We start from the raw sequence: 12,701 nt of genomic DNA on the forward strand, positions 1-12,701 counted from the left end.
GCTGGGGCAGGATTGTGCCCCACGCGCGATGCAACACCTCCCCCTAGATGGGGGAGGATGGGAGGGGGGGGAGTCGCCCGCTCTGATTCAACCTCTCAACCCCACCGATCAACCCGCTGAATCCTAACCCCTTACTCCACAAACACTTTCGGCAGCTCCAACTCTGCCAGCGCCTGTATCGTCCCCATCCGCCAGCTCTTCAGCCCCTTGAGCAGATCACTCGCCCCATCGTCATATCCGCGCCGGCTGATCCCAAACATCGCCACGCCATCCTTGATCGGCACATACCGGTAGGCATTCCACTCGACGATCACCGTCCCGCTGCTGCTATCGCTTAGCAGAAAATCGAGAATGACTTCCCCCGTCGCCTCATTCTCGATCATCGCAAAGTTTACCACCGGATCATTGGCCTGCCTCTGCTTCAGCCCGTCGACCATTGTCCCGGCCGCGTCCTCCACCGAAAGCCCATTGGTCAGCACGTCCACCATGAACATCTGCTCATAGGCTTCCACGCTCTGCCCCTCGGGCACATATTCCTGCTTGTAGTAAGTATCCGTCGGGTGGCTGGTCCAGGCGAGTTCAAAGCTCTCCCCCTCGAGCACAAATGGCCCCGGCGCGCCCACGGCATCCTCCTGCGCTAAAACCACCGAACCCGTGAGACAAACCAGCGCCACCGCGGCAACCAAACGACCAATCATGAGCAATCCCTCTCCCTCTTGCTCCAGTTGAACGCGCAACCCGACCCAAGGCAACATGCGAACGAAGCGGATGCCACGCGCCGCGCAATTTGCTATTGAGCCCTCATGTCCGATCTCTTCGCCGCCGATCCCAACGAAACCGACAAGGCCCGTCCCCTCGCGGACCAGCTGCGCCCGCGCGCCCTCGATGAAGTCATCGGCCAGACCCATCTCCTCGGCCCCGACGGCACGCTCACCCGCATGCTCGCCTCCGGCCGCCTCGGCTCGCTCATCCTCTGGGGACCACCGGGCACCGGCAAGACCACCGTCGCGCGTCTCCTCGCCGACCAGATCGGCTTTCGCTTCGAGCAAATCTCCGCAATCTTCTCCGGCGTCGCCGATCTCAAGAAGGTTTTCGAGAAGGCTCGTTTCGAACGCCTCTCCGGCCATCGCACGCTGCTCTTCGTCGACGAGATCCATCGCTTTAACCGCGCCCAGCAGGATAGCTTCCTGCCGGTCATGGAAGACGGCACCGTCGTCCTCGTCGGCGCCACCACTGAAAACCCGTCCTTCGAGCTCAACGCCGCGCTTCTCTCCCGCAGCCAGGTCCTGCGTTTCGAGTCGCTCATCCAGCCCGATCTCGAACTGCTCCTCCAGCGCGCCGAAACCCTCCTCGGCTCCCCGCTGCCGCTGACCGAGGAAGCCCGAGCGACCCTTCTCGGCCTGGCCGATGGCGACGGTCGCGCCCTTCTGGGCCTCGTCGAAGAGATTTTAGCATCTGCACGCGCCGATGAGACGCTCGATGCTAACAGTCTGCTAACCGTAGTGCAGCGCAGAGCCCCCATTTACGACAAGGCGCAGGACGGCCACTACAACCTGATTTCGGCCCTGCACAAAACCATCCGCGGCTCCGATCCCGACGCAGCGCTCTACTATTTCGCCCGCATGATCGACGCCGGCGAAGATCCGCTTTTCCTCGCTAGACGCTTGATTCGTATGGCTTCCGAGGACATCGGCAACGCCGACCCGCAGGCGCTGCCCTTGGCAATCGCCGGCCGCGACGCCTACCAGATGCTCGGCTCCCCCGAAGGCGAGCTGTCCCTCGCGCAAGTCGTCGTCTATCTGGCCCTCGCTCCAAAATCGAACGCCGTCTACACCGCCTTCAAGGCCGCAATTTCCCTAGCGAAATCAACCGGTTCGCCCATGCCGCCCATGGTCATTCTCAACGCCCCGACGAAGCTGATGAAGGGTGAAGGGTATGGCGACGGTTACCAATACGACCACGACGTCCCCGACGCTTTTTCCGGCCAGGAATACTTCCCCGAAAAGCTCGGGCGGCAGCAGTTTTATCACCCCGTCGAGCGCGGTTTTGAGCGTGATCTCAAAAAGCGCATGGACTATTTCGCCCGTCTGCGTACCGCCAAGCGGCAGGGCGATAACTAGCCGTTTTTATTGAATTTTTTCGCGCCAATATTCCGCATTGCCATGGGCAAAGCCGAAGTCGTAAAGCCGCGACAGCCATTCGGGCGAACCAAATATGCCATCGCTTTCAGGGAAATCCCCGGGAATGGCGGTCATGCGATACTGTACCCCACTGGTCCTGGCCGAGTTCGCCAGCTCTGCGAGATTGGCGCGGCCGAGATATTTTAACAGCGTCGGCACCGAGCGCCCGATCAGCGCCATGCCCGATGGCTGCACTGTTGCGGCGGACGCGTCCACCACGCCGTTGAAGATCACGTAAAGCCAGGCATTGCCACTGCCGCCGACCTTGCCCCAGCCCCCCGGCATCAGCAGAACCTGCTCGGTCACCCCGCCATCGACATGGAGTTCGCTATATCTCTGACCGCCGCTCGCAACCTCGATCAGCACGGGCGGAAACACTGTTGGAACCGCAGCAGAGGCGAGGATGACGCTGCGAACCAGTTCCAATCGATTGTTATCATTGCTGTTTGCGATGGCGCCAATGTCCCAGACGACCGGCCGCTGTGCGTCAAGATTGGTCGAGCCCACATAAAGTCGCCGTCCTTCGCGATGCGCCTTGGCGATCAGATCCAGAATTTCCTGGTCGACCGCCTTTTCGATAGCGGCACGGATCGGCGCATTGTCGAGTATGGACGAAGACCCGAGCAGCGCCGCAAGGAAATTGGTCTTCGGATTCGTCGCCGTGGTCAGAGACCGATAGACTTCCATCAGCCTGCCATCTTGCGAGGTGCCGAGAAAGGCGAGGGGGGCGATGATGGCGCCGACACTGATGCCGGTGACAACCTCGAATTCCGGCCGCGTGCCCGTTCTTGTCCAACCCATCAGGTAGCCGGCGCCATAAGCGCCGTTGATCCCGCCGCCCGACAGCGTCAGAAAATCGATTCGTCCATCCGAGCCCGGCTTCACGCGTGTGTGGCCCGCCGCAAATTCGGGATCGTCGCCCCAGTAGCGCAAGGGTGACGTCTCGGCCATCGCCCCACTGGCGATGATATCCAGTGGGATTTCGGGCCGTTTGCCGGCAAATGAACAGGCCGAGAGGGCCAGGGTTACGAGCAGCACCGCTGCGGTCGCGGAAAATCGGTTCATGGCCTGGCTCTGCGCGCTATACTGTGAATCGCGTCCAAGGTGGACGCTGCCGCCGCTTCTGGCAAACGCTTCCTTCTGTCAATAGCATCAACGGTTTACACGTGGTGAATAGTCTTCTGCTTGTCGCTGCCGGTGGCGCCCTTGGCGCAGCCTCGCGTTATGGTGTTTCCTTAGCCATTGCGCGCATGGTTTCCACCGCGTTTCCCCTCCCGGCCCTGCTGGTCAATATTGCCGGGTCGGTGCTCATGGGCATGCTGGTGGGAGTGCTCGCCCGTTACCAGCCAGAATGGCAGCACGATGCGCGCTTGTTTCTGGCCGTCGGCGTATTGGGCGGCTTCACCACCTTTTCCTCCTTTTCTCTGGACACGATTGTGCTCCTTGAGGGCGGAGAACTGTTTCAGGCGATCACCTATGTCGCCTTGTCAGTTGTAGTTTGCCTCGTGGGCCTATATCTCGGCCTTTTGATAACCAGAGGCAGCCCCGCATGAGTGGCGTTCAACATCGGGAAGTCACCACAGACGAAGACGGCATGCGTCTCGATCGCTGGTTTGCCCGGCATTTCCCGCAGGTCGGTTTCGGCCGCCTGCAAAAGCTGATCCGCAACGGCGAAGTCAAGGTCGACAAGGCCAAGGCCGAGACCAGCACGCGCCTGGCCGCCGGCCAGACCATCCGCATCCCGCCCGTCGACGATCCCGGCACCGTCCGCCCGGTTAAGGTCAACCAGGAAGATGCAAGATTTCTCAAGGACATAATCCTCTATGAGGATGATGACCTCTACGTCTTCAACAAGCCCCATGGCCTCGCCGTGCAGGGTGGCAGCGGCACCGTCCGTCACTTGGATGGCCTCCTGAAGAGCCTGCCCAACAAGCTCGGCGAAGCCCCGCGGCTGGTGCACCGTCTCGACCGGGACACCTCGGGCTGCCTCGTCGTCGCCAAGACCGCTGCCGCGGCCACGCATTTCGGCAAAGTCTTCATGTCCCGCTCGGCCCGCAAGATCTACTGGGCCCTCGTCGCCGGCAATCCGACGCCTCGTCAGGGCGAAATCTCGTGCTTCCTTGCTAAGCGCGCGACGGAAGATGGCGAGCAGATGGTCGTGGTCAAGAACGGCGCCCCCGGCGCAGTCCACTCGTCGAGTTACTATTCGACCACCGACACCGCCAGCCGCCGTTTTGCTTGGGTTACGCTGAAGCCGGTCACTGGCCGTACGCACCAGCTCCGCGTCCACATGGCCCAGCTGGGTACGCCGATCATCGGCGATCCCCGCTATTTCAATATCGAAAATTGGATGCCGGCCCCCGGCCTCGGCGAAGGGTTGCATCTCCATGCACGCCGCATCGCCTTGCCGCTGCGCAACGGCAAACGCCTTGATATTTCAGCGCCTTTGCCGCCGCATATGCGCCAGAGCTGGGACGCCCTCGGCTTCGACGCCGAGCGCTTCGACGTTCAGGATACCGACCCCGAGGACAATGCATGAAGCTGATCATGTTCGACATGGATGGGACGCTGATCGACACAGAGGCCCTGATCGTCGAGCACATGACCACGACTTTTGAGGCGGCAGGCCTGACGCCCCCGACCACGACGCAGTCGCGCCGGGTCATCGGGCTGTCGCTGCCGGTCGCCATCGCGCGCCTCCTCGGCACAGAGGTAACACCACTGGCCGAGAAGCTCGCCGACGACTACCGCAGCCGCTACCGCGCCTCGCTCGTTCAGGCGGAGGGCCGCGAGGGCCTTTTCCCCGGCGCCCGCGAGGCCTTGGATTTCCTCGCGAGCTGGCCCGATACGCTGCTGGGCATCGCCACCGGCAAGGGGCTTAATGGTGTTCATCGCCTGACCCAGTTGCACGGCATTGCCGGGCACTTCGTCACCCTGCAGACGCCGGACCACAACCCATCGAAGCCGCACCCCGGCATGATGCTGCGTGGCATGGCCGAAACCGGCGCAGAAGCCCGCGACACGGTCATCATCGGCGACACCACCTTTGACATCGAGATGGGCAAGGCTGCCGGCACCAAGGCCATCGGTGTGACCTGGGGCCACCACGATCCCCATGAATTGCTTGCTGCGGGCGCCGATATGCTGGTCGAGACCTATGCAGACCTGCCTCTGGCCATCAAGAAAGTACTGGAAGACTGACATGCGCGATCAGCTGGAAGATGCCCTGAAAAACCAGGACCTTGGCTACGGTCAGGCGCAGCACATCAATCAGGTTGAACTGCCCAAGCGCTTCTACAAAGACGTCGACGTTGCCCGCGTCGAAGGCGGCTATGCCGTCACGCTCGATGGCAAGCAGACCCGCACTCCGGGCCGCAAGTTGCCGGTGATGGTCCCCGCGCTGTCCATCGCCCAGGCGATGGCCGGTGAGTGGGCCGCGCAGGAAAAACACATCGACCCCACTACCATGCCCATGGTGCGCCTGATCAATTCCGCGGTTGAGAGCGGCGAAGAAAACGTCCCGGCCTTCCGTGCGGAAATCGGCAAGTTTGCCGGCAATGACCTGCTGCTCTACCGCGTCGACACTCCGCAGGAGCTGGTCGCCGACCAGGAACTGCACTGGGATGGCGCATTGGTGACGCTGGCCCGCCACTTCGACGTCGCCTTCCAGCCGACCATCGGCATCATCCACCAGCCACAGCCGGTTCCCACCCTGACCAAGCTCGACACCGCGCTGGAGGGGCAGGGCCTGCTGTCGCTGACGGCCTTGGTCTCGGTCACCGGCATCACCGGCTCCGGTCTTCTCGCCATCGCCCTGCTGCACGAGTTGCTGACGGCCGATCAGGTCTGGACCGCGGCTCACGTGGACGAAGACCACCAGATTCGTCTGTGGGGCGAGGACGAAGAGGCCATGGAACGCCGCGCCAAGCGCCGCGTCGAGTTCGACACCGCTGTTGCCGTCGTGGAAGCGCTGCGGGCCTAAATCCGCGCCGCGATCCACGCCGCCGTCTTCGGCGAAATCTCGCGCAGCGGCACCAGCACAAAATCGCGCGCATGCGCATGCGGGTGGGGCAGGGTCAGTCGCCCTGTCTGCATTTCGATCCGCTCATAGGCGATGATGTCGACATCGATCAGCCGAGGTCCCCAGACTTCGTGTCGAACGCGCCCCATTTCGCGCTCGGTATCGAGCGCCACATGCAGCAGGTCGATGGGTTCGAGATCGGTCTCGACCTCGGCCGCCATGTTGGCGAAATCAGGCTGGTCCGTCTTGCCCCAGGGCTTGGTCGCAATCACCGACGATTGTTTGACCACCTTGATGTGCGGATGTGCATCGAGCAGCCGAATGGCTTCGGCAAGCTGTGCCGGAGGATCGCCGATATTGGCGCCAAGACTAAGCCAGGCCTTCGCCATCATGCCGGCCTCACGCGGTGCAGTTCGATCGCCGCTTCGCCGCGCACCATGGCAATTGGCGCTTCCGGTTTGCGGATCCGGATCACGATCCAGTTGATGTCGCCAAAACGCTCGAACAGCGCCGTGACGATGTTTTGCCCCAAGGCCTCGATCAGCTTGGTCCGCTTGGTCTCAAAGGTCGCCTTCACCACATCGTAAATGTCGGCATACGAAACCGTATGCCCGATGGTATCGGTCTCGCCCGGCGCAGTCAGATCCACCCCGCATTCGAGGTCGACAAAGAAGCGCTGCCCCAGCCGCTCTTCTTCGCTGAAGAGGCCGTGATAGCCGTAAAAGCCAAGATCGCGGAGGATGATGCGGTCGCCCGAAAAAGGTGCGGTCATGGAGAATGTCCTGAATGGCGCTTCAAGGAAGTGTCGCTAGCACTTTTCCCGTCGGAGCACGCGACAAAAATCCGCCGTCACGGACCGTAAAGCGTTGCCTGGGCTACCCGCAGGGCATCGCGATTGGCCGCAACGTCATGCACGCGGAAGATGTGGCCGCCGCGCTCATAGCCCTGCACCGTCGTGGCGATGGTTCCCGGCAGTCGCTCGTCCGGTTGATTGTCCAAAAGCCTGCCAATCATCGATTTTCGCGATGTGCCGACCAGAAGGCCGTGATCGGGATAGGCCGCGACGAGATCGGGTAATTGCCGCAGGATCTGGTAGTTCTGCGGCAGTGTCTTGGCAAAGCCGAAGCCCGGGTCGAGGATGACCTGCGCACGCGAAAGCCCAGCTGCGTCGGCTACGGCGAGGGTCTTGGCGAAGTACTCGACCATCGCCGGGATGGGCAGGGTTAGTGCGTCCCAGGTCTTGTCCCAATGCATCGCAACCACCGGCGCGCCATAAAGCGCGGCAACCTGAGCCATTTCCGGTGGCCCCTGCAGGCCGTAGACGTCGTTGATGATATCGGCGCCCGCCTGAATGGCCTGATCGGCCACCAATGGCTTGTAGGTGTCGATCGAAATCGGCGCGACGATGCCGGCGCCACGGAGCGCATCGATGACTGGGATGACGCGATCGAGCTCTTCCTGTACCGCTACGGTTTCCGAGCCCGGCCGGGTGCTCTCGCCGCCGATGTCGATGATATCGACGCCTTGCTCAAGCATGGTGCGGGCATGGGCTACGGCAAGGTCGAGATTGTTGTGCAGTCCGCCGTCCGAGAAACTGTCGGGGGTGACGTTGAGGATGCCCATGATGAGCGGGCGCGGGCCCAGTTCAAGGGCCGGCCGTTGGGGCAGGGGGACGATATGAGTCGTATGCATGCGGATTTTCCTGCCCCTCGCTTAGGGGCGTCAAAGCCGTGGCTCAAGCCTATTCTTGTTTGAGCGCGCGACCGCGCTTGACCCGTACAACATCTCGCCAGGCACACTAATATAATTTGTTCGGCATCGGCACGAAAGCCGTGATGAAGTGGTTTGTCCCGCCTAGCGGCGTTCCCAGGCCTCAAGCGAGGATTTGAGCACCAGCGTCAGCACGGCGATGAGTGCCAGCGTCGAAGCGGCGGCAAACGATCCTGCAATATTGAAGTCGTTGAACAGCAGATTGATCTGCAAGGGCAGGGTATTGGTCTGGCCACGAATCGAGCCCGAAACCACCGACACGGCGCCGAATTCGCCCATGACTCGCGCATTGGTCAAAACCGCGCCATAGACGAGCCCCCAACGGATGTTGGGCAGGGTAACGTGCCAGAACATCTGCCAGCCATTGGCGCCCAGCGAAAGCGCCGCCTCCTCGTCCTCTGTCCCTTGCTGCCGCATCAGGGGCACCAGCTCGCGCGCAACATAGGGGGCGGTGACGAAAAGGCTGACCAGCACGATGGCGAGCGGCGTGAACATCACCTGCAGGCCAAGCGACTGCAGCACAGGGCCGAGCAGGCCCTGATTGCCATAAAGGAACAGATAGACGACGCCGGCGACGATAGGGCTGACGGCCGCCGGCAGCTCGATGAAGGCCACAAGAAGCTGCTGCCCCCGAAAACGGAAGCGTGTGACGAGCCAAGCAAGGGCCGCGCCCACCACCACATTGATCGGCACGACGATCAGCGCGGTGACGACCGTAAGAAAGATCGCATGAAGCGTATCGGGCTTGAGGATCGCCGCGAAATAGGCGCCGAGGCCCTCACGCAGCGCGAAGCTAAAGATCAGCGCCAGGGGCGTAACCAGAACGATTGCTGCGAGGGCAAAGGAGAGCGCGATCAGGACATTTGCGCCGGCGCTGCGAGGAGCGGAAGACATCAGGCTTTCCTCTCGACATAGCGCACCTGCCAGGCGGCAAGGAGGTTCGTGGCGATCAGGGTCACCAGCGCAACAACCAACAGCACGAAGGCGAGGGCGGCTGCGGCCTCGTAATTGTATTCATCGAGGCGGATGAAGATCAGCAGCGACACGATTTCAGTCAGCCCCGGCAGGTTGCCGGCGATGAACACCACGGCGCCGAATTCACCGAGCGAGCGCGCGAAGGACAGCACGCAGCCGCCGATAAAGGCGGGCAGGATGGTCGGCCAGATGATCCGCGTAAAAACCTGCCAGCGCGAGGCCCCCAGCGTTGTGGCGGCATTCTCGAAGTCGACATCGACCTCTTCCAACACCGGCTGCACGGCGCGGACCACGAAGGGCAGTGAGGTGAAGGTCATCGCGGCGATGATGCCGAACTGGGTATAGTTTATCTTGATGCCGTTGGGCTCAAGGAACTGGCCATACCAGCCCGTCTGGGCAAAGAGCGTCACGAGCACGAGGCCTGCGACGGCGGTGGGTAGTGCAAACGGCAGGTCGACCAGCGCATCGAGAATGCGGCGGCCCGGAAACCGGTAGCGCGTCAGAACCCAGGCGAGCAGCAGACCAACGACGCCATTGATGATGGTGGCGAAAAACGCCGAGCTGAACGTGACGCGATAGGCGGCCAGGGCGCGATTGGAACTGACGATTCGCCAGAATTCCGGAAAGCCCATGCCGGCGACTTTGAGCAGCATGGCCGCGAGCGGCAAAAGGATGATCAGCGTCAGGTAAAATAACGAAATGCCCATGGACAGCCCGAAACCGGGCAGCAGGTGTTTGCTGCGATACTGCGCCATGGGAACCTCGAAAAGACGAGACGGCGCGACTGAAATCGCGCCGTCAGACTAGGAGTGGCCGAGGCCATTATTGGTTCACAAAAACCTTGTCGAGCAGCCCGCCGTCAGCGAAGTGGTCGGCTGCGACCTTGTCCCAGCCGCCGAAGGCGTCTTCGACAGTCACGAGACGGATCGCCGGGAAAGTCGCGGCATGGGCTGCGGCAACGGTTTCGTCTTGCGGGCGGTGGAAGTTGGCGGCAGCGACTTCCTGGCCTTCCGGCGTGAAGAGGAAATCGAGATAGGCCTTGGCAATGTCACGGCTGCCGCGCGCATCGACGACCTTGTCGACCACAGCCACCGGGAATTCCGACAGGAAGCTCACCGAAGGAACAACGGCTTCATACTTGTCGGCGCCGAGCTGCTTCACGACAGCCAGGGTCTCGGCCTCGAAAGTCACCAGTACGTCGCCCAGCTCACGCTCGGTGAAGGCGGTGGTGGCGGCGCGGCCGCCCGTTTCGAAGACCGGAACGTTGGCGAAAAGCTTGGTGAGGAGTTCCTCGATTTTTGCCTCGTCGCCGGCATAGGCCTCGGTCGCCCAGGCGCGGGCGGCGAGATAGGTATAGCGGCCATTGCCCGAGGTCTTGGGGTTCGGGAAGATCACCTGCACGCCTTCGGCGGCCAGATCACCCCAATCCTTGATCGCCTTCGGATTGCCCGAGCGGACGAGGAAGGAGGGGAAGGAATAGAACGGTGCTGCGTTGTGCGGGAATTCGCTGGTCCAGTCGGCAGTCACATAGCCGCCGTCTACCAGCTTCTGGATATCGGTCACCTGGTTGAAGGTGACGACGTCGGCCTGCAGGCCTTCGAGCACGGCGCGGGCCTGAGCCGAGGAGCCAGCGTGCGATTGGTTGACGGTCACGGTCGCGCCGGTCGCTGCATAGGCAGCATTTTCTGCTTCGAACAGCTCGCGCGCGATATCGTAGGAGGCGTTGAGAATGTCGGTGGGCTGAGCCAGAACCGGGCTGCTGACGAGAGCAAGCGCCGCAACGGCAGACAGGAGAAGCTTGTTCATTGTGACGCTATTTCCGTGAAAGCGATGGCATTGGCAAAGGTGATGCGATGCTCGCTCTTGGGTCGTAAAGCGCTAAATGATTGCTCCGGATGACTAATTTACTGGCTGTGAAAGCAACGGAAAGCCGTTGCTCCCGCTGCGTCCAAGGCGCGATTTTGTTTCCGCGCCTCAGGCTTAGTCGCGCGGCGGCATCCTCAGCTTCTCGCCATATTTGGCAATGCCAATGCCCGAGACCACCAGCAGCAGCGACAGGACGAGGTATGGCGTCAGTTCCGCGATGCCCAGCACCACGAGATAGATGGCGGTCAGCACAGGCGTCAGGAAGCTGACTACGCCGATAAGCTGCGCATTACCCTGCTTCATGCCAAAATCCCACATCGCGTAGGCGAGCGCGAAGAAGATCGACGCACTGGCGACGATGACCACACTGTTCACTGGCGCCGAAGGTGCACCCAGCGCCAACAGCCAGATCGACCCATTTATGAGGGCGCTGGCGCCAAAAATGACGCCGAGGAAATTGCTGCTCCGCGACGGATAGCGCGCCGCCATGGCCGAAAAGACGGCCCAGGTGACGGCCGAGATCACAGCCCAGAAATGGCCAGGCATGAAATGAAAGGCGCCAACGGCCAGACCTTTGCCGAGGAGCAGTGCGACAATGCCGGCCAGCCCCAACGCGCCCGCCGCTGCGTGGAACCAGCGAAACCGCTGGCCCAATGTAATCGTCGTGAGCACGACGACGAGCAGCGGCCACGTATAGATGATCAGCGTCGCCTCGAGCGGCGGCGCCTGCTGCAGTGCTGCCACCCAGGTCAGGTTATGGCCGCCGATGCCGATGATTCCAAGCAGATAGAGCCAGATCGGAACCGTGCGAAGCTCGGGCAGGGGATTGTGACGTCGCGCGATCCACATGGCGACGAACACCAGTGCGCCCACACCATCGCCGAGAGCCACATAGAGGAAGGGATCGACCCCGACCGCCGATGCCACGATCGGCGCTGTCATCGACCAGATGAAGACGGCAGCGATACCCCCGGCGGTTCCCAAGCCGGACTTGGTGGTGCGGTTCGTCGCGACGCTGATATCCATGAAATCTACGCAAGAAAAATCCCCGCTTGCGCGGGGATATGTGTGTTCAAGTCGCGGGCGCCTTAGGCCTTGGCGGGCTCGGCGAAGAGATCGTACTCATCATTATCGGTCACGGTGACCGAAACAATGTCGCCGATCTTGATGCCGGTAGCGTTGTCGACGATCACCTGACCGTCGATCTCCGGCGCGTCCCACTTGGAGCGGGCGATAGCACGGTTCTGCTCTGGCTGCACGTCATCAACGATCACTTCGATGGTGCGGCCGACCTTCTTCTGCAACTGGTGGAACGAGACGTTCTGCGCCACTTCCATCAGCTGGGCAAAGCGCTCTTCCTTGACCTCGTCCGGCACGACGCCTTCGAGTTCATTGGCGGTAGCGCCGGTGACGGGCTCATACTTGAAGCAGCCGGCGCGGTCGATTTCGGCTTCCTCGATAAAATCGAGCAGCATTTCGAAATCTTCCTCGGTTTCACCCGGGAAGCCGACGATGAAGTTGGAGCGCACAGTCAGGTCAGGAACCTGGCGCTTCCAGTCGAGAATGCGATTGAGCGTCTTTTCCTGATGTGCCGGTCGGCGCATGGCCTTGAGCACATTCGGCGACGCATGCTGGAAGGGAATGTCGAGATAGGGGAGGACGAGGCCTTCGGCCATCAGTTCCATCACCGGATCGACATGGGGGTAGGGGTAGACATAGTGCAGACGCACCCAGGCACCCAGCTCGCCCAGTTCCTTCGGCGTCATCGCGATCTCATGCGGGCCGCGCCGGGCGAGAATGGTGATGTCGCGGATGCCGTGCGGCTCCAGCGCGGCGAGCGCATGGCCGACGATATCGGAGCCGGCGAATTCCTCGCCGGTCTTGGCGAG

Annotated in this window: 15 protein-coding genes; 5 read left to right on the plus strand and 10 right to left on the minus strand. The window is 61.9% G+C overall.

The window, feature by feature from the left end:
* Positions 1-131 precede the first annotated feature (131 nt).
* Positions 132-704 carry a hypothetical protein gene (locus tag J0I64_RS17770; RefSeq protein WP_291410682.1) on the minus strand — a complete coding sequence of 191 codons (573 nt, stop codon included), beginning with the start codon at positions 702-704 and terminating at the stop codon, positions 132-134.
* Between the two features lie 99 nt (positions 705-803).
* Between J0I64_RS17770 and J0I64_RS17775 the strand changes: the two genes are divergently transcribed.
* Positions 804-2,120, plus strand: coding sequence for a replication-associated recombination protein A (locus J0I64_RS17775; protein WP_291410684.1), 1,317 nt, complete (start codon positions 804-806; stop codon positions 2,118-2,120).
* A 6-nt stretch (positions 2,121-2,126) separates the two neighbouring features.
* Here the strand turns inward: J0I64_RS17775 and J0I64_RS17780 are convergent, their stop codons facing one another.
* The gene (locus J0I64_RS17780; RefSeq protein ID WP_291410686.1) at positions 2,127-3,245 is read right to left on the minus strand and encodes a patatin-like phospholipase family protein; all 1,119 of its coding nucleotides are present in this window, start codon (positions 3,243-3,245) and stop codon (positions 2,127-2,129) included.
* Between the two features lie 104 nt (positions 3,246-3,349).
* Between J0I64_RS17780 and crcB the strand changes: the two genes are divergently transcribed.
* Genes crcB through J0I64_RS17800 form a run of 4 tightly spaced genes read left to right on the plus strand, consistent with a single transcriptional unit; the run spans position 3,350 to position 6,162 of the window.
* Entirely contained in the window at positions 3,350-3,733 is a 384-nt protein-coding gene (gene crcB / locus J0I64_RS17785; RefSeq protein WP_291410688.1) for a fluoride efflux transporter CrcB, read from the plus strand.
* A complete protein-coding gene (locus J0I64_RS17790; RefSeq protein WP_291410690.1) occupies positions 3,730-4,719 on the plus strand; it encodes an RluA family pseudouridine synthase in 990 nt (329 codons plus the stop codon). The genes crcB and J0I64_RS17790 overlap by 4 nt, the downstream gene beginning before the upstream one ends.
* Complete coding sequence (locus tag J0I64_RS17795) at positions 4,716-5,381, plus strand: HAD-IA family hydrolase (protein WP_291410691.1); 666 nt, start codon at positions 4,716-4,718, stop codon at positions 5,379-5,381. The genes J0I64_RS17790 and J0I64_RS17795 overlap by 4 nt, the downstream gene beginning before the upstream one ends.
* 1 nt (position 5,382) lies before the next feature.
* A complete protein-coding gene (locus J0I64_RS17800; RefSeq protein WP_291410693.1) occupies positions 5,383-6,162 on the plus strand; it encodes an ATP12 family chaperone protein in 780 nt (259 codons plus the stop codon).
* On the opposite strand, the gene folK is transcribed toward J0I64_RS17800, so the two are convergent.
* The 8 genes from folK to J0I64_RS17840 all read right to left on the minus strand — a co-directional run.
* Positions 6,159-6,593 (minus strand): 2-amino-4-hydroxy-6-hydroxymethyldihydropteridine diphosphokinase, encoded by a 435-nt coding sequence (gene folK, locus J0I64_RS17805; RefSeq protein WP_291410695.1) that lies wholly within the window; start codon positions 6,591-6,593, stop codon positions 6,159-6,161. The two genes, J0I64_RS17800 and folK, sit on opposite strands and share 4 nt — an antisense overlap.
* A complete protein-coding gene (gene folB, locus J0I64_RS17810) occupies positions 6,590-6,973 on the minus strand; it encodes a dihydroneopterin aldolase (protein ID WP_291410697.1) in 384 nt (127 codons plus the stop codon). Before folB ends, folK begins: the two co-directional genes overlap by 4 nt.
* A 77-nt stretch (positions 6,974-7,050) precedes the next feature.
* Complete coding sequence (folP, locus tag J0I64_RS17815) at positions 7,051-7,893, minus strand: dihydropteroate synthase (RefSeq protein ID WP_291410699.1); 843 nt, start codon at positions 7,891-7,893, stop codon at positions 7,051-7,053.
* A gap of 162 nt (positions 7,894-8,055) precedes the next feature.
* Positions 8,056-8,865: a sulfate ABC transporter permease subunit CysW gene (cysW, locus tag J0I64_RS17820; protein ID WP_291410701.1), complete on the minus strand. Its 810-nt coding sequence runs from the start codon at positions 8,863-8,865 to the stop codon at positions 8,056-8,058.
* Positions 8,865-9,701: a sulfate ABC transporter permease subunit CysT gene (cysT, locus tag J0I64_RS17825; RefSeq protein ID WP_291410703.1), complete on the minus strand. Its 837-nt coding sequence runs from the start codon at positions 9,699-9,701 to the stop codon at positions 8,865-8,867. The genes cysW and cysT overlap by 1 nt, the downstream gene beginning before the upstream one ends.
* Before the next feature lie 67 nt (positions 9,702-9,768).
* Positions 9,769-10,752 carry a sulfate ABC transporter substrate-binding protein gene (locus tag J0I64_RS17830; RefSeq protein WP_291410704.1) on the minus strand — a complete coding sequence of 328 codons (984 nt, stop codon included), beginning with the start codon at positions 10,750-10,752 and terminating at the stop codon, positions 9,769-9,771.
* Positions 10,753-10,926: 174 nt separating this feature from the next.
* Positions 10,927-11,838: a DMT family transporter gene (locus tag J0I64_RS17835; protein WP_291410706.1), complete on the minus strand. Its 912-nt coding sequence runs from the start codon at positions 11,836-11,838 to the stop codon at positions 10,927-10,929.
* 62 nt (positions 11,839-11,900) lie between these two features.
* Positions 11,901-12,701 (minus strand): radical SAM protein (locus tag J0I64_RS17840; protein ID WP_291410708.1); only part of this gene is annotated, 801 nt, incomplete at its 5' end.

The organism is Devosia sp. (assembly GCF_017307565.1).
GTDB lineage: Bacteria > Pseudomonadota > Alphaproteobacteria > Rhizobiales > Devosiaceae > Devosia.